This is a genomic window from Streptomyces sp. TRD_SC_5 (assembly GCF_056836825.1).
This window is the reverse complement of the sequence record NZ_JBWZZS010000001.1, coordinates 5,839,448-5,855,250: the sequence shown is the minus strand read 5'-3', so window position 1 is coordinate 5,855,250 and position 15,803 is coordinate 5,839,448. Positions and strand designations below refer to the sequence as shown.

The window sequence follows — 15,803 nt, the reverse complement described above, 5'->3', positions numbered from 1 at the left end:
CGCTTGCGCGCCCTGCCGCCGTACCGACGAAGATCTGCCGACTTCCCGGGCGTACCCCACTCCACGCAAGAGGGGTGACGCCGGGCCACCGAGAGGAACACCCGCCGTGCCAGCCCCACGTACCACCCTTCGCCGCAGCCTCGCCGCCGCAGCCGCCCTTCCGCTGCTGATCGGTGCGCTCGGCGCCTGCGGTTACGGCTCGCAGGCCAAGAAGGACGACAACGTCGCTCCGGTCGCCAAGGGCGATCCCATCGACGGCGTCGACAAGGTGCGGATCGGTTACTTCCCCAACGTCACGCACGCCACCGCCCTGGTCGGCCTCCAGCAGGGCCTGTTCCAGAAGGAGCTCGGCGGCACGCAGGTCAAGTCTCAGCCCTTCAACGCGGGCCCCTCTGCGATCGAGGCCCTCAACGCCGGTGCCATCGACATCGGCTGGATCGGCCCCTCGCCCGTGATCAACGGTTTCACCCAGTCCGACGGCCAGAACCTGAAGATCATCTCGGGTTCGGCGTCCGGCGGTGTCTCGCTCGTCGTCGACCCGAAGAAGATCAAGTCCCTGGACGACCTCGAGGGCAAGCGCATCGCGACTCCGCAGCTCGCCAACACGCAGGACGTGGCGCTGCTGAACTACCTGTCGGAGAAGGGCCTGAAGGTCGATGCCAAGACCGGCAAGGGCGACGTCACCGTGGTCCGCCAGGACAACAAGGAGATCCCGTCGTCCTTCAAGTCCGGTGCGCTGGACGGTGCCTGGGTGCCCGAGCCCACGGCGTCCAAGCTGGTCGCGGACGGCGGCAAGGTGCTGCTCGACGAGAAGAAGCTGTGGAAGGACGGCAAGTTCGTCATCACGAACGTGATCGTCTCCCAGAAGTTCCTCAAGGAGCACCCGGACGTCGTCGAGGCGGTACTGCGCGGCTCCGTGAAGAGCAACGCGTGGATCAAGGCCAACCCGGACGAGGCGAAGGCCGCCGTCAACGCGAAGCTGAAGGCGGACTCCGGCAAGGAGCTGCCGGACGAGGTGCTCGACCCGGCGTTCAAGAACGTCGAGACGACCGACGATCCGCTCGCCACGACGCTGCGGAACCAGGCCGGTCACGCGGTCGAGGCCGGTCTTCTCAAGGACCCGCTGCTCGACGGCATCTATGACCTGTCGCTCCTCAACAAGGTGCTCAAGGCCGAGCAGCGGCCGGCCGTCGAGGACGCCGGACTCGGCACCAGGTAACCGTCCTTCCCGCAGTCCTTCCCGCAACCGGAACGCCCTCAGGAGGTGAGGCTCATGGCCACCACACTCGACGTCAAGCAGGCCGCCGCGCCCGTAGTCACGGTGCAGTACGCCGCACGGATCGACCACGTGTCGAAGTCGTTCGGCCGGCCCGGCGCACAGCAGCTCGTGCTGGACGACATCAGCATCGATGTCGCGCCAGGCGAGTTCGTGACCCTGCTGGGGGCTTCCGGCTGCGGCAAGTCGACGCTGCTCAACCTGGTCGCCGGACTGGACAAGCCCTCCGCGGGCGCCATCGACGTACCCGGCGGGCGGCCCGCCCTGATGTTCCAGGAGCACGCGCTCTTCCCGTGGCTGACGGCCGGGAAGAACATCGAACTCGCCCTCAAGATGCGGGGCATGGCCAAGCCGGAGCGGCGTGGCGAGGCCGAGCGGCTTCTGCAGCTCGTGCGTCTTGGCGGGGCGTACGGCAAGCGGGTGCACGAGTTGTCGGGCGGTATGCGCCAGCGTGTCGCACTGGCGCGTGCGCTGGCCCAGGACAGCAAGCTCCTGCTGATGGACGAGCCGTTCGCGGCGCTGGATGCCATCACCCGCGACGTACTGCACGAGGAATTGACCCGCATCTGGTCCGAGACCAGCGTCTCGGTCCTTTTCGTCACCCACAACGTCCGCGAGGCCGTCCGCCTCGCCGAGCGCGTGGTGCTGCTGTCGTCCCGGCCGGGACGCATCGCGCGCGAGTGGAAGGTCGGCATCCCGCAGCCGCGCCGGATCGAGGATTCCGCGGTCGCCGACCTGTCCGTAGAGATCACTGAACAGTTGCGGGGGGAGATCCGCCGACATGGCCAGCACTGAAACCAGGGACGCGAGTCCCAGTCCCAAGAACGACCTCGCCGGTCTGGAGGCCGGCCTGGACGCTCTTGAGACGAAGCACACCGCCGAGCGGGTCGGCCTCGCGCGGATCCTGCTGTCCAAGGTGGTGCCGCCGCTGGTGGCCGTCGCCCTGGTCATCACGCTGTGGCAGCTCGCCGCGGCCTCCGACCTCAAGCCGGACTACGTCCTGCCGGGCCCGGTGGACGTATGGCACTCCATCGAGCAGATGTGGCTCGACGGCACGCTGCTCGGCTACATCTGGACCAGCATCTCGCGCGGCGCGCTGGGCTTCGCCGTCTCGGTCGCCATCGGTACACCGCTCGGGCTGCTCGTGGCCCGGGTGAAGGTGGTGCGGGCGGCGATCGGGCCGATCCTGTCCGGACTCCAGTCCCTGCCTTCCGTGGCCTGGGTGCCCGCCGCGATCATCTGGTTCGGGCTGACCGACGCGACGATCTACGCGGTGGTGCTGCTCGGCGCCGTACCGTCGATCGCCAACGGACTCGTCGCCGGTGTCGACCAGATCCCGCCGCTGTACCTGCGGGCCGGCCGCACCATCGGGGCCACCGGCATCAACGGGATCCGGCACGTCCTGCTGCCCGCCGCGCTGCCCGGCTATCTGGCCGGGCTGAAGCAGGGCTGGGCGTTCTCGTGGCGCTCGCTGATGGCCGCCGAGCTGATCGCCAACTCGCCGGACCTCGGCACGGGTCTCGGACAGCTGATGGAGAACTTCCGTACCTTCAGCGACATGTCGGGCGTGCTGGCCACGATCATCCTGATCCTGGTCGTCGGCATCGGCATCGACCTGCTGTTCTTCTCCCCGCTGGAGCGCCGCGTGCTGCGCAGCCGTGGCCTGCTGACCAAGGGCTGATCACCATGTTCGTCCGTCCGGTTCTCCTCGTCATAGCCCACGGCAGCCGCGATCCGCGGCACGCCGCGACCGTGCACGCGCTCGTCGCGCGCGTGCGGTCGCTGCGACCCGGGCTGCGCGTGGAGACCGGCTTCCTGGACTTCAACGCGCCGGCGGTTCCGCAGGTGCTGGAAGGCCTCGCGGCCGAGGGCGTACGGGACGTGGTGGCGCTCCCGCTCCTGCTGACCCGCGCGTTCCACGCGAAGGCCGACATCCCCGCCGTACTCCACGAGGCGTCGGCGCGGCTGCCGCGGCTGCGCATCCACCAGGCGGAGGTGCTCGGCCCGTCGCCGCTGCTGCTCACCGCCCTGGAGCGGCGGCTGTACGAGGCCGGGCTCACCCCCGGCGACAAAAGCTCGACCGGGGTCGTCCTGGCCTCGGCGGGCTCCACAGACCCGGAGGCGATCGCAGTGATCGCTGAAATCGCGCGGGAGCTGCGGCACACCGGTTGGTGCGCCGTGCGGCCTGCGTTCGCCTCCGCATCTCTCCCCCGTACCGAGGACGCGGTACGGCAGTTGCGGGCGGCCGGTGGCGTACGGCGTGTCGCCGTCGCCCCGTACGTCGTCGCCCCCGGCTTCCTGCCGGACCGGATCGCGCGGGGCGCGCGGGAATCCGGTGCGGAGGTACTGGGCGATGTCCTGGGCGCGTGCCCGGAGTTGGCCCGGCTGCTGCTGACGCGCTACGACGAGGCACGGGTGCCGGTCCGACTGGCGGCGGTCAGCGCGTAGGGGACCGGTGCCCTGCGGGGCTGTTCCCCGCCCCTCTTGTGTGCGGAGGGCACGGAGTAGCGTCCGTACATGATCTCGGACACCTTCACGATCGGCGGGGACCTTCCCGTACGCCGTCTCGGGTTCGGTACGGCGCAGCTGACCGGGCCCGGTTACTGGGGCCCGCGCGGCGACCGCGCGGACGCGGTCGCGGTGCTGCGGCGCGCGGTAGAGCGCGGCGTCACGCTCATCGACACGGCGGACAACTACGGCCCTGGGCTGGCGGAGGAGCTCGTCGCCGAGGCGCTGCACCCTTGTCCGGACGGGCTCGTCGTCGCGACGAAGGGCGGGGTGGTCCGTACGAGCGCCGATGCCTGGCACATCGCGGGGCGGCCCGAGCAGCTGCGGGCGATGTGCGACGCGAGCCTGCGGCGGCTGCGGGTCGAGACCATCGACCTGTACCAGCTCCACCGGTTGGACCCGGACGTACCGATGGCCGAGCAGCTCGGCGCGCTCGACGAGCTGCGCGCGGCGGGCAAGATCCGGCACATCGGTCTGGACTGCGTCACCGTCGGGCAGCTGGAGGAGGCGCTGATGCTGACGGAGATCGCGTCCGTGCAGAACCGCTTCAATATGGTGGACCGGTCTTCCGAGGACGTTCTTGAGCTGTGCGAGGCGCGCGGCATCGCCTTTCTGCCCTGGTTCCCGCTGGCCAACGGTGAGTTGAAGGGACGGGGCCGGCTCGCGCTGGCCTGGCTGCTGCACCGCTCGCCGGTGCTGTGCCCGACGCCGGGCACGGGGTCGCTCGTACACCTGGAGGAGAACCTGGAGGCGGCGGCGCTGCGGCTGAGCGCGAAGGAGATGGCGGAGCTGTGAGCGGAGCTGCCAGCAGCGTCGTGATCAAGGCGGACCGTGTCGATGTGGTCCGGGACGGCAATCTGCTGCTGACTCGGTCTCGCTGTTGTGGTCAGCCACGGGTCATCTCCACCAGCTTGGCGACCGTGTTCCAGTTGCGGGTGGTTCCGGTGACCCCCTTGAGGAGGGCCGGTCTCGCGAGCACCTCCGCGAGCTTGGAGCGGCCGAGGCCGTTCGGTGCGTAGAGGTAGAGGGCGCGGTCGCCGAGGCGGAATTCCTCGGGAAGGTACGCCGCCGGGTCGACGGACGCGAACCGGTCGGGGGTGACCGGCTGCGAGAAGTAGGTGACGTGCAGCTGCTTGCCCTCCAGCTCGGCGGCCGGGAAGGGGCAGGCGTCGGCGACGGCCTTGAGATACGCGCCGCTGCGGACCAGGCAGTCGACGGTGAAGCCGAAGCGCGCTTCGACGGCCTGCTCCAGGGCCGCGCCGAGGGTCTTCTCGGCGTTGTCCGCGTCGGCGGTGAACACCGCGTTGCCGCTCTGGAGGTACGTACGGACATCCCGGTGGCCCAGCTCGGCCAGCAGCGCCCCGAGTTCCGCCATGGGCAGCTTCTTGTGCCCGCTCACATTGATCCCGCGCAGCAGGGCGGCGTACGTCGTGGTCATGAGCCGAACGATAGGCGGCCGCCGCGCCCCGTGGGGGAGGGCACGGCGACCGCCCGTTCGGTGCTGCGCGCGAGTCCTTACTCGACGACCTTCAGCAGCTTGTTCGCGGTGCCCCCGCTCGGGTTGCTGATCTTGTCGGGGACGGCCCCTTCGGTCAGCGCCGTCGCGACGGCCTCCGGGGTGGCGTCCTGGTGGCCCGCCAGGTAGAGCGCGGCCGCACCGACGACGTGCGGGGTCGCCATGGACGTACCGGAGATGGTCTTCGTGCCCTCGTCGCTGTCGTTCCAGGAGGAGGTGATGTCCGAGCCGGGCGCGTAGATGTCCACCACGGCACCGAAGTTGGAGAAGTCGGACTGTGCGTCGTCCTTGGTGCTGGAGGCGACGGTGATGGCCTCCTTCACGCGGGCCGGGGAGCCCTGGCCCGCGTCGCTCGACTCGTTGCCCGCCGCGACGCCGTAAGTGACGCCCGAGGCGATGGACTTGCGTACCGCCTCGTCGAGGGCCTCGTCGGCGCCGCCGCCGAGGCTCATGTTGGCGACGGACGGGCCCTGGTGGTTCTTGGTGACCCAGTCGATGCCGGCGACGACGCCCTCGGTGGTGCCCGAGCCGTTGTCGTCGAGGACGCGGACGGCGACGATCTTCGCCTTCTTGGCGACACCGTGCGCGGCGCCGGCGATGGTTCCGGCGACGTGCGTGCCGTGGCCGTTGCCGTCGTCGGCGGAGTCGTCGTTGTCCACGGCGTCGAAGCCGTGGGTGGCGCGGCCCTCGAAGTCCTTGTGCGAGATGCGGACACCGGTGTCGATGACGTACGCCGTGACGCCCTCGCCCGCGCTGTCCGGGTAGGTGTACTTGCTGTCGCCGGCGGTGTCGGCCTGGTCGATGCGGTCGATGCCCCAGGACGGCGGGTTGTCCTGAGTCGCGTTGATCGTGAACTTCTTGTTCTGGACGACCTTGGCGACGGACGGGTCGGCGGCGAGGCGCTTGGCCTCGGTCTCCGAAAGGCCGCTGGCTGAGAAGCCGTTGATGGCGGAGCTGTAGTTGCGCCGGAGCTTGCCGCCGTACTCCTTGGCCAGGTCCTGCTTGTCGGTCTTCTGATCCAGCATCACGATGTAGCTGCCGGCGACGGCGCCCTTGGCGTCGGCTCCGTACACATGCCCCTCGGCGACGGGAGCGGCGCCCGCGAAGGAGGAGTTGAGTACGGTCACACCGGCTGCGGCCGCTACGGCGGTTATCGCCGCGGTGAGCCTGAGCCGGCCGGAACGCTTGTGAATTGCCATGAAGAGGGGTCTCCTCGTCAAAATGTGGGGGGATTGGCCCGCGGACCGGAAGATCTCCGGGGGCTGGCTCGAAACCCTGACGGATTGACGCGCTCAGATCAAGACCTACATGTGCCTGTTACTTACTCAACAAGGTTTCGTAATAAGGAAAAGGGCAGCGCATCACAAGTCGGACAGGGAGCCGGTGCGGCTTCCAGGCGGGGGCAACACGCACGGCGGCCCCACCGCGTGCTGCTGCGGTGGGGCCGGACAGGAAGCGGGCCGGGGCCGGGTAGGCCGGCGAACCGGCGCTACCGGGCGGGCAGTTCGGCCTCGATGAGGTCGGCTGCCCGCTTGGTGCCGCCCTCCGAAGCCATGCCGAGGCGGATACCCTCGGCCGCCCTGGCCACCTCGGGGTCTTCCACCAGGCCGAGAACAGCGGCACGCAGCGCCTGCGCGGTCGCGTCCTCGGTGTCGACGCGGCGGGCGACGCCGAGCGAGACGAGCATGTCGGCGTTGCCGAACTGGTCGACGGCCTGCGGGACGGCGACCATCGGCGTCCCGGTGGCGAGGCCTTCCTGACTGCCGCCGGCGCCCGCGTGGGTGATGAAGACATCGGCCTGCTTGAGGACGGCCAGCTGCGGCACCCAGCTGTGCACCTCGATGTTGGCAGGCACCTCGCCGAGCTCGGACTCGTCCACGTACGTGCCGATCTGGAGCACGACGTGCCAGCCGGGCAGGTCACCGAAGGCCTTGACGCACTCGCGGTAGAAGCCGGGCTGCTTGGTGAACGTCGAACCGAGCGACACCAGAAGGACCTTGTCCGCACCGGCCGGCCGCGTCCAGTCGCCCTGATCCACTCGGTCGCCCTGGCAGGCGCCGACGAAGGTGTACGTGGACTCGTCGACCCGGTGGGCCTCGGGCTGGAGGGCCTTGGGGATCAGGACGATGCTGCGGCGCGGCCGGCCCATGAAGCGGTCGGGGTCGAGGCCGTTCAAGCCGTTCTCGTCGAGCCAGGCGCGGAAGCGCGCGTAGTACGCCTTGCCGCGCTCGGACTGCTTGAGCTCGGCGAACAGTGGCTCGGCGACTTCTTCCTCGTACCCCTCCCAGGCGACGAGGTTCGGGGAGAGCGAGACGGCGGGCACGCCCCAGCGGTGGGCGAGGACGCGGGCCGGGTAGGAGGTGATGTCGTGGATGACGAGGTCCGGCTCGTCCCCCTCGAACGCCTCGGCCAGCTGGGGCAGCGCCTGGACGGCGTCGTTCAGGAACGGCTCGACGTTGTCGATCAGCTCCGTGCCCCAGGCCTCCAGGTTGTCCTCGGTGGGCAGCGTCGAGGTGTAGATCACCGGGTCGGCGCCGGTGACGGCGACCCTGTCGGCGAAGGAGCCGGGGATCGCGTACGAGACACGGTGGCCCCGGGCGACGAGTTCCCGGATCACTTCGATGCTCGGGTTCACGTGCCCGGGGGCGGCGATGGAGAACATGGCGATGTGGGCACGCTGGCGTGAAGTCATGCCGCGACCCTAAGCGAGACGATACGTCTCGTGCAATATGATTTACTCAGCGCTGGTAGCGGGCCAGCACCAGGTTTCCGCCCTCCACCAGGCGTTTCTCCAGCTCGTCGGCGTCGATCGCGCCGCTGTAGTACTCCTGGTAGGCGGGGGTCGCCACCTTGTCCTTCCACTCGGGGTAGCCGCGCACGGACTGGGCCGGGGCCGAGACCAGGTGCCCGGCGAGCGCCGTGCCGGTGGCCCAGCCGTCCTTCTCGGCGCGCAGGGCCGGATCCTTCAGAGCCGCGCTGCCGGTCGGCAGCATCCAGTCGCCCTTGGCGAGGCGTGCCATGTTGGCGGGCCGGAGGAAGAAGTCGATGAACTCCATCGCCTCCTTCTTGTACGGGCTGTCCTCGGCGATCGAAAGCGTCTGGGGACTCACGCCCTGAGTCGGTCCTTCGCTGCCCGCCGGAGCCGGCAGCACCTTCCACTTGAAGCCCTCGGGTGCCTGCTGGGCGATCTGCTGCCGGTAGGAGAAGCCGAGCGGCACCATGGCGTACTTGCCGCCGAAGAAGCCGGGGAGGGTGTCGGAGCCACCCATACCGAGGGTGGCCGCCGAGGCGCTCTTGTCGGTGTTGACCTGGTCGTGGACGATGCCGGGGACCACGGCGTCGCCCTCGGTGAAACGCACCTTCACCTTGCCGTCGGCGTGGCGGTGGAAGAGCTGCCCGCCCGCCGAGAGCCCGAGGTTGAGGGTGGCCGAAACGGGGTCCTTCAGGGGCCAGGCGACGCCGAACTTCTTGCCGTCGCCGCCGCTCAGTTGCTTGGTGATCTGCCGGAACTCCGGCCAGCTCCACGGCTTTTCGGGAGTCGGGACGCGTACGCCCGACTCCTTGAGGATCTTCTCGTTCGCGATCAGGACCCTCGGCTCCTGGAGGAACGGGACGCCGTACACACCCTCGCCGAAGGTCGTCGTCTCCCAGCTGCGCTGCGGGATGTCGCTCTTGAGCCTGGCGGACAGCAGCTCCCGCAGATCGGTGAGGTCGCCGCCGTACGCGAAGTCGGCGAGGTCGTCGGAGGCGTCGTGGATGATGTCCGGTGCCTCGCCGCCCTCGAAGGAGGTCAGCAGCTGGTCGTGGACGCTGTCCCAGCTGCCCTGGACGTATTCGACACGGACGTCGGGGTGAGCGGCGTTCCACTCGTCGACGAGCTCCTCGTTGGCGTCGACGGACTCCTTCTGCCAGGCGAGGGACTGAAAACGGAGCGTGATCTTCCCGTCGGTGTCCCGGCCGTCGCCGCCGTCCGAGCAGCCGGTGAGGAGCAGCGCGAGCGCGGTGGCCGCGACCGTGAGTCTGGTGAACCTTGCGGTGCGCATCACGCCTTCACCGCCCCGGCCATCATGCCGCCCGTGATCCGCTTCTGGATGAGGGCGAAGACGACGAGGGAGGGGAGCGTGGCGAGGAACGCGGCCGCGGCGAGCGGGCCGAGGTCGGCCACCCCCTCCGCGCCGAGGAAATGGGTGAGCACGACCGGCAACGTCTGCTTCTCCGGTGTCTTGAGCAGGACGAGCGCGAAGAAGAACTCGTTCCATGCGGTGATGAACGCGAACAGCGCGGTGGCGACGATGCCGGGGGCCAGCAGCGGGGCGGTGACCGAGACGAGCGTACGGAGCCTGCTCGCGCCGTCGACCGCTGCCGCCTCCTCCAGCTCGCGCGGTACGGCTCTGACGTAACCGACCAGCATCCAGAGCGCGAAGGGCAGCGACCACACGACGTACACCATGATCAGGCCCACCAGGGAGTTGATGAGGTGGAGGTTCTTGAGGATCAGGAAGAGCGGGATGATCACCAGGACAAAGGGGAACGCCTGGCTGACCATGACCCATCCGGTGGCGGCGGCGGAGAGTTTGTTGCGGTGGCGGGCCATGACGTAGGCCATCGGGGTCGCGATGACGACCGCGATCAGGGCCGCCGAGAGGGCCGCGACGAGGCTGTTGAGCGCGGCTTCCAGCAGAGGTTGCTCGTCGAAGGCCTGGCGGAAGTTGTCGAGGGTCGGGTTCTGCGGGATCCAGGTGGGGTGCAGGGAGCCGAGCTCGCGCGGCGGCTTGAAGGCCGTCGAGATGAGCCAGAGGAAGGGGAAGGCGAGAAAGACCAGATAGGCGAGGAGCGCGAGGTACTGGCCGGTGCGCGCGGACCTGCTGGTGCGGGAGGTCACTGGTCGTCGCCTCCCTTCAGGCGGTTCACGAGGTAGAAGGCGAGCATCACCGAGATCACGGCGACCATGACGCAGCCCATGGCGGCGGCGTAACCGAACTGGCCGTAGCGGAAAGCCTGTTCGTACGCAAAGAGCATCGGGAGGCGGGTGCGGCCGCCGGGGCCGCCGTTGGTCAGGACGTAGACCAGGGCGAAGGAGTTGAAATTCCAGATGAAGTTGAGCGCCGTGATGGCGAGCGCTACCGGTTTGATGGCGGGCCAGGTGACGGTACGGAAGCGGCGCCAGGCGCCGGCGCCGTCGAGGGCGGCGGCTTCGTGCAGCTCGTGCGGGGTGTTCTGGAGGCCGGCAAGGAGGGCGACCGTGGTCTGGGGCATGCCGGCCCAGATGCCGACGATTATCACGGCGGGCAGGGCGGTGGCCAGGCCGGTCAGCCAGTCCCGTCCGTCGCCCAGGCCGAGGTCGCGGACGGTCTCGTTGAGGATCCCGGCGTCGGGGTTGTAGACGAGGCGCCACATGATGCCGACGACCACTTCGGGCATGGCCCAGGGGATGATCGCGAGCGCCCTGGCCAGCCAGCGGAAGCGGAGGTTCTGGTTGAGCAGGAGGGCGAGGCCGAGTGCCAGGAGGAACTGCGGCACGGTCACCCCGACCGCCCAGAGCAGGCCGATCCGGAACGAGTCCCAGAACAGCGTGTCGTGCAGCAGGTCCTGGAAGTTCAGCAGCCCGACCCACTGGGTGGACGTGGTGCGGCCCGACTGGGAGTCGGTGAAGGCGAGCGATATCCCGTAGAGCAGCGGGCCGACGCTCAGGATCAGGATCGATCAGCGCGGGCAGCACCAGGAACCAGGCGCCACGGTCCATGCCACTGCGGGGGCTCCTGGCGGAACTGCCGCCGGACGCTTTGCCTGACCCCTTGCCGGCACCTGCGCCGGACCCTTTGCCAGCACCTGCGCCGGAACCTTTGCCGGACCGCGTCTTTGTGGTCTCCCATGTCACGGATTCGACTCCTTCGGGCGGCTTGTGAGGCTCTGGCCGCCCCGGCGGCCCTCGTCATCGTGCTGACGGGTCGTCGGTTCGTCAACCCCACCTGCGGGAATGCGAGAATCTGTGCTCATGGACGAGACACGAGCACGCGAGATTCTGGCCATCGCCGGACTCCCCGCCTCCGCCGCATCCCCCGCCGACGCCGAGCTGCTGGCGCTGGGCGAGAACGCGGTGTTCGCGGCCGGCGCTCTGGTCGTCAAGGTCGGCCGCCGCGACCCGGAGCTGGTGGCGCGGGCCGAGCTCGAACTGGCCGTCGCGGCCTGGCTCGCCTCTTCGGGCGTCCCCGCCGTACGGGCCGCCGAGCCGAAGCCCCATGTGGTGGACGGCCACCCAGTGACGCTGTGGCACCGGCTGCCCGAGTCCGTACGCCCTGCGGGCGCCCAGGACCTGGCGGAGCTGCTGCGCCTCGTCCACGCCCTGCCCGCCCCCTCGTTCCCCCTCCCCCGGCGCGAACTGCTCGGCGGCGTCGAGCGGTGGCTGCGGCTCGCGGGCGACGCGATCGACCCCGCCGACGCGGCGTATCTGCGCGAGCGGCGCGACGGCTTCGCGGCGGCGTCGGCCGCGCTCACTCCGCACCTGCCGCAGGGCCCGATCCACGGAGACGCGCTCCCCCGCAACGTCCATGTCGGCCTGGAAGGCCCGGTCCTGGTCGACCTGGAGACCTTCGCCGCCGACTTCCGCGAACACGACCTGGTGGTCATGGCCCTCTCGCGGGACCGCTACGGCCTGGCCCCCGAGGCGTACGACGCGTTCACCTCCGCGTACGGCTGGGACGTACGCGAATGGTCCGGCTGCGCGGTGCTGCGCGGCGCACGCGAGACGGCCAGCTGCGCCTGGGTGGCGCAGCACGCCCCGTCCAACCCGGCGGCGTCGGCCGAGTTCCGCCGGCGAGTGGCCTCCCTGCGCGACGGCGACCCGGAAGTCCGCTGGTACCCGTTCTGAGGTCCCGGCCGGGGCGAGGAGGAAGGCGTGCTGCGCCTCTGCGCGACTGGCGCGTCAGCGTCCCGTCGGCACCAGTTCGCGCAGCGGCCACCGCGGATCGATGACCGCGTCCGGGGTGCCCTTCTTGCGGAGGAACTCCTGGAAGTTGGCGGCCCAGTCGGCGTACCACTGGATCTGCTTGTCGTGCAGGTCGGCAGGGGTAAGCGCCGCGATCGACGGGTGGCGCTCGGCTATCGCGCGGGCGACCCTGACCGCGGCGAGGGCGTCGGCCGAGGCTTCGTGGGCGCCGTCGAGGACCACGCCGTACTCGACGCAGACCGCTTCCAGCGTCCGCTTGCCCCTGCGGTAGCGGTCGACGGCGCGGTCGATCGTGTACGGATCGATGACCGGGCCGATGCCGGTGCCGCCGCGCCTCTCACTCAGTGACGGCAGCCCGTGCCTGCGCAACTCGGCGGCGAGCAGCGTCAGATCGAATGCCGCGTTGTAAGCCACGACGGGCACCCCCTGCGCCCAGTAACCGGTGAGGGTTTCGGCGATCTGGTCGGCCACCTCGCCGGCCGGCCTGCCCTCTGCCCCCGCCCGCTCGCTGCTGATGCCGTGGATCGCCGACGCCTGCGCCGGAATACGGACGCCCGGGTCGGCCAGCCAGTCACGCCGACGGACCACTGCGCCGTCCTCCACACCCACGATCGCGGCCGTGACGATCCGGGACTCCAGCGGCTCCGTGCCGGTCGTCTCCAGGTCGAATCCGACCAGCGGTTCCCCGTGCCATCCCATCGTGGGACCTCCTTCGCGATGCTCCCCCGGAAGCTCCCCGGTGGAGAACCACCCTCGCACGCACCACTGACAACGCCCTCGGGAGTCCGGTCGGGACCTCGTGTGGGGACTCGTCAGAACACTCGTCAAGACACGCGTCAGGACACCGGTCGGGAGTCCGCCCACACGGCTTCGAATTCCTCGCGGTACGTCTCGAAGAGACCGTGTTCTGTGTCCTGACCGTCCTGACCGTGCCTGACCACACCGCGCCCGCCGCCCCTCAGCACCAGCACCGGCGCCTCCATGCCGCGCGCCTTGCGCAGATACGTCTGGACGACGGCGAGTCCGTCCGCGCCGTCCCCGTCCACCAGATACGCCGTGAAGCGCGGCGTCTCGTCGAAGACCTGGATCTGGAACGCCCCCGGGTCGCGGAGCTTCGAGCGCACCCGTCGCATGTGGAGAATGTTCATCTCCACCGAACGGCTCAATTCACCCTTTCTCAAACCCAGTTCACGCTCGCGCCGCTTGACCGCACTGCTCGCCGGATTGAGGAAGAGCAGCCGTATGCGGCAGCCCGATTCGGCCAGCCGCACCAGCCGCCTGCCGGAGAAGTTCTGGACGAGGAGGTTCAGGCCTATGCCGATCGCGTCGAGCCGCCGCGCGCCGCCGAAGAGATCCTCGGCGGGCAACTGGCGCTGGAGGCGCACCCGGTCCGGGTGGACGCTGACCACATCGGCGTACCTGTCCCCCACCAGTTCCTCGACGGCGTCCACCTTGAGCCGGCCCGCGGACTGCACACCGGCGCCGCTGCCCAGGATTTCCAGGAGCCGCGCGGAGGCCCGTTCCGCCTGGGCGAGCACGGCCTCGGACAGCGCCCGGTTGCGCGAGACGACGTTACGGGTGACCTCCAGCTCGTCCAGGGCCAGCTCGACGTCCCGCCGGTCGTCGAAGTACGGCTCGAAACACGGCCAGTGCTGGACCATGAGCTCGCGCAGCTGGGGCAGCGTGAGGAAGCTGATGACGTTGTCGTCGGCCGGGTCGAGCAGATAGCCCTTGCGGCGGGAGACCTCCCGCACCGCGACGGCGCGCTGCACCCACTCCTGACCCGCCGGTCCCGCGGCCGCCACCACCCAGTCGTCCTCGCCGTGCACCGGCTCGTAGATGGGCCGGAGCACGGCGACGACGACGGCGCGCAGCCGCTGCTCCACGAGGTTCAGCCAGATGTAGGCCCGGCCGGCCCGCTGAGCGCGCGTACGCACCTCGCTCCAGGCGTCCGCGCCCCAGTCCAGCTCCGCTCCGATCTCCATCGGACGCGCAAGCGAGACCGCTCCGGGCGGGACGCCTGCGGAACCCCCCTCGTGACCTGCGTCACCGGGGGGCAGTTCCAGCCCTCCCGAGCTCACCCACGCACCGCCTTCAGCTCCTGGAAGCCCCGTCTCCAACGATCAAGGAAGGGTACTCCGCGAGCGGGAGGCGGTGCAGCCGGATGCGCAGGCTCCTTTCCCAACTCCCTTATTCGTAATGCCCGTTCTGTCCTGCGAGATCAGCCGGAGTGAGCGGATTCATAGTGGTTACGTCCCTGGGAGCGAGCTGGAAACCCTGCCAGTGGACGGGCATGGGCTGCTGGTCCTCGTCGCGGGCGATGTGGTGGAACCCGATGTTGACCCAGGTGATCGGATTCTTGAGCGTCTCGCCGTTCACCCATTTGTCGACGCTGTTCGGCGCGTTCGACGCGCCGCAGTCGCGGATGTTGTTGCTCGCGAACTGTTCACACTTGCGGTAGTTCGTGAAGTACACGTCGTGCTTGGTGAAGCTGCGCCCCGGGTGCTTGTTGGAGGGGCCCGGCACGATCTCGTACGAGCGCGGGTGCCCGTCCTTGTTCTTGCCGGTCGCGCTGACGACCCGCCACCACCGCATGCTCTTGGCGTCGCCCGCGAGCTCCTTGGCTATGGGGGTACGGGTGGTCTTGGTGGTGGGCATTCCATTGCCCCGCGGCGGGGTGACCTTCGAGTCGTACTGCTCGATCCGGTTCTTCGAGCTGCCGTCGAGACCGAAGTTCAGCCGCCAGAAGACGTTGTGGCTGTGGCTGGTGGCGTAGTCGCGGGCGCCCTTGCCGATCGGCCAGCCCCGGCCGTCGGTGGCGTCGTAGTCGTACGGCGAAAGGCTGCCGGTGGCGCCGACGTTGGCGGATATGGTCCCGTCGGAGGAGAAGCGCCACTCGGTGATGTACTCGTACCAGGACACCTTGTTGACGGTGTAGACGAGCAGGTCCTTGCCCTGGGCCTGCCAGACCTTGGTGCTTTCGTCGCTGGCAAGGCGGTACGCGTGCCCGCGCGCACGCGTGGTCGTGCAGATGCCCTTGACGTTGCCCGCGCCCTGGACCCGGACGGTCTTGATGGTGCCGCCGGGGCACTCGGCCGGCTTCAGGTCCTGGAGTTCCGCGCCGAAGTCCTGACCGGTGAGGTCGTCGTACTCCGCCTCGCCGTTGTCGTACGGCACGTGCACCTGGGCGAGCTTGCCGCTGGTCAGGACGCGGATCGGTTTCGGTTCGCCCTTGGGCTGGTACGAGACCTTCTCCAGGATCAGGCCGGCGTGGCTGTCGTAGTTCCAGCACATGCGCCAGGTGGTGCCGCCGTCGAGCTTCTGCTCGATGCGGTACGCCGCGCTGCAGTCGGCCGGGGCCGGTGCGGGGGCGGCGGGTGCCGCCTTGGGCTTGGGGGCCGCCGTGGCCGCGGAACCGCCGGCGGCGGCGAGGCTGCCCAGCAGGGCGGCGGCCGCGAGGATTGCCGCGGCCCGCTTGGGGGCACCAGAAGCTCTGTTGACGTGCATGAGCATGAACTCCCTCGTACGGAAGTGCGGGAAGGGACTGAAGCGGATGA

The 15,803-nt window shown here is 69.6% G+C and carries 14 protein-coding genes and 1 pseudogene; 6 read left to right on the top strand and 9 right to left on the bottom strand.

Translation table 11 applies throughout. The features are described 5' to 3' along the window. The first annotated feature begins 106 nt into the window (after positions 1-106). The 5 genes from AC1P0E_RS26850 (at position 107) to AC1P0E_RS26830 (ending at position 4,579) form a co-directional block, all read left to right on the top strand. Positions 107-1,219, top strand: coding sequence for an ABC transporter substrate-binding protein (locus AC1P0E_RS26850; RefSeq protein ID WP_482744677.1), 1,113 nt, complete (start codon positions 107-109; stop codon positions 1,217-1,219). Positions 1,220-1,273: 54 nt separating this feature from the next. Next, positions 1,274-2,071: an ABC transporter ATP-binding protein gene (locus AC1P0E_RS26845; protein WP_482744676.1), complete on the top strand. Its 798-nt coding sequence runs from the start codon at positions 1,274-1,276 to the stop codon at positions 2,069-2,071. Further along, positions 2,058-2,957, top strand: a complete 900-nt coding sequence (locus tag AC1P0E_RS26840; RefSeq protein ID WP_482744675.1) for an ABC transporter permease — start codon at positions 2,058-2,060, stop codon at positions 2,955-2,957. The genes AC1P0E_RS26845 and AC1P0E_RS26840 overlap by 14 nt, the downstream gene beginning before the upstream one ends. A 5-nt stretch (positions 2,958-2,962) precedes the next feature. Beyond that, positions 2,963-3,724 (top strand): sirohydrochlorin chelatase, encoded by a 762-nt coding sequence (locus tag AC1P0E_RS26835; protein WP_482744674.1) that lies wholly within the window; start codon positions 2,963-2,965, stop codon positions 3,722-3,724. Positions 3,725-3,793: 69 nt separating this feature from the next. Then, positions 3,794-4,579 carry an aldo/keto reductase gene (locus AC1P0E_RS26830; protein WP_482744673.1) on the top strand — a complete coding sequence of 262 codons (786 nt, stop codon included), beginning with the start codon at positions 3,794-3,796 and terminating at the stop codon, positions 4,577-4,579. Positions 4,580-4,670: 91 nt separating this feature from the next. Here AC1P0E_RS26830 and AC1P0E_RS26825 read toward each other — a convergent pair whose 3' ends face one another. The 6 genes and pseudogenes from AC1P0E_RS26825 to AC1P0E_RS26800 all read right to left on the bottom strand — a co-directional run bounded on the left by AC1P0E_RS26825 (position 4,671) and on the right by AC1P0E_RS26800 (position 11,043). Then, positions 4,671-5,222 (bottom strand): DUF1697 domain-containing protein, encoded by a 552-nt coding sequence (locus AC1P0E_RS26825; RefSeq protein ID WP_482744672.1) that lies wholly within the window; start codon positions 5,220-5,222, stop codon positions 4,671-4,673. 77 nt (positions 5,223-5,299) lie between these two features. Then, positions 5,300-6,499 carry a S8 family peptidase gene (locus tag AC1P0E_RS26820; protein WP_482744671.1) on the bottom strand — a complete coding sequence of 400 codons (1,200 nt, stop codon included), beginning with the start codon at positions 6,497-6,499 and terminating at the stop codon, positions 5,300-5,302. Positions 6,500-6,789: 290 nt separating this feature from the next. After that, complete coding sequence (gene mgt, locus AC1P0E_RS26815) at positions 6,790-7,992, bottom strand: macrolide-inactivating glycosyltransferase (protein ID WP_482744670.1); 1,203 nt, start codon at positions 7,990-7,992, stop codon at positions 6,790-6,792. A 46-nt stretch (positions 7,993-8,038) separates the two neighbouring features. Further along, a complete protein-coding gene (locus tag AC1P0E_RS26810) occupies positions 8,039-9,343 on the bottom strand; it encodes an ABC transporter substrate-binding protein (RefSeq protein ID WP_482744669.1) in 1,305 nt (434 codons plus the stop codon). Next, the gene (locus AC1P0E_RS26805) at positions 9,343-10,182 is read right to left on the bottom strand and encodes a carbohydrate ABC transporter permease (RefSeq protein WP_482744668.1); all 840 of its coding nucleotides are present in this window, start codon (positions 10,180-10,182) and stop codon (positions 9,343-9,345) included. Before AC1P0E_RS26805 ends, AC1P0E_RS26810 begins: the two co-directional genes overlap by 1 nt. Next, positions 10,179-11,043: pseudogene (locus AC1P0E_RS26800) on the bottom strand (carbohydrate ABC transporter permease). The gene AC1P0E_RS26805 and the pseudogene AC1P0E_RS26800 overlap by 4 nt, the downstream one beginning before the upstream one ends. Before the next feature lie 252 nt (positions 11,044-11,295). Here AC1P0E_RS26800 and AC1P0E_RS26795 point away from each other — a divergent pair. After that, positions 11,296-12,168, top strand: a complete 873-nt coding sequence (locus AC1P0E_RS26795; protein ID WP_482744667.1) for a phosphotransferase enzyme family protein — start codon at positions 11,296-11,298, stop codon at positions 12,166-12,168. 54 nt (positions 12,169-12,222) lie between these two features. On the opposite strand, the gene AC1P0E_RS26790 is transcribed toward AC1P0E_RS26795, so the two are convergent. From AC1P0E_RS26790 to AC1P0E_RS26780, 3 genes are all read right to left on the bottom strand, one after another. Further along, on the bottom strand, positions 12,223-12,945 hold the full coding sequence (locus AC1P0E_RS26790; RefSeq protein WP_482744666.1) for an exonuclease domain-containing protein: 723 nt from the start codon (positions 12,943-12,945) through the stop codon (positions 12,223-12,225). A gap of 137 nt (positions 12,946-13,082) precedes the next feature. Then, on the bottom strand, positions 13,083-14,327 hold the full coding sequence (locus tag AC1P0E_RS26785) for an SAV2148 family HEPN domain-containing protein (RefSeq protein ID WP_482744665.1): 1,245 nt from the start codon (positions 14,325-14,327) through the stop codon (positions 13,083-13,085). Positions 14,328-14,436: 109 nt separating this feature from the next. Then, positions 14,437-15,753, bottom strand: coding sequence for a copper amine oxidase (locus tag AC1P0E_RS26780; RefSeq protein ID WP_482744664.1), 1,317 nt, complete (start codon positions 15,751-15,753; stop codon positions 14,437-14,439). Positions 15,754-15,803: the final 50 nt, after the last annotated feature.

Coding starts and splice junctions, on each gene's coding strand:
- mgt (WP_482744670.1), bottom strand. CDS start 7,992: ATGACTTCACGCCAGCGTGCCCACATCGCCATGTTCTCCATCGCCGCC.
- AC1P0E_RS26780 (WP_482744664.1), bottom strand. CDS start 15,753: ATGCACGTCAACAGAGCTTCTGGTGCCCCCAAGCGGGCCGCGGCAATC.
- AC1P0E_RS26830 (WP_482744673.1), top strand. CDS start 3,794: ATGATCTCGGACACCTTCACGATCGGCGGGGACCTTCCCGTACGCCGT.
- AC1P0E_RS26835 (WP_482744674.1), top strand. CDS start 2,963: ATGTTCGTCCGTCCGGTTCTCCTCGTCATAGCCCACGGCAGCCGCGAT.
- AC1P0E_RS26820 (WP_482744671.1), bottom strand. CDS start 6,499: ATGGCAATTCACAAGCGTTCCGGCCGGCTCAGGCTCACCGCGGCGATA.
- AC1P0E_RS26790 (WP_482744666.1), bottom strand. CDS start 12,945: ATGGGATGGCACGGGGAACCGCTGGTCGGATTCGACCTGGAGACGACC.
- AC1P0E_RS26845 (WP_482744676.1), top strand. CDS start 1,274: ATGGCCACCACACTCGACGTCAAGCAGGCCGCCGCGCCCGTAGTCACG.
- AC1P0E_RS26810 (WP_482744669.1), bottom strand. CDS start 9,343: ATGCGCACCGCAAGGTTCACCAGACTCACGGTCGCGGCCACCGCGCTC.
- AC1P0E_RS26795 (WP_482744667.1), top strand. CDS start 11,296: ATGGACGAGACACGAGCACGCGAGATTCTGGCCATCGCCGGACTCCCC.
- AC1P0E_RS26840 (WP_482744675.1), top strand. CDS start 2,058: ATGGCCAGCACTGAAACCAGGGACGCGAGTCCCAGTCCCAAGAACGAC.
- AC1P0E_RS26825 (WP_482744672.1), bottom strand. CDS start 5,222: ATGACCACGACGTACGCCGCCCTGCTGCGCGGGATCAATGTGAGCGGG.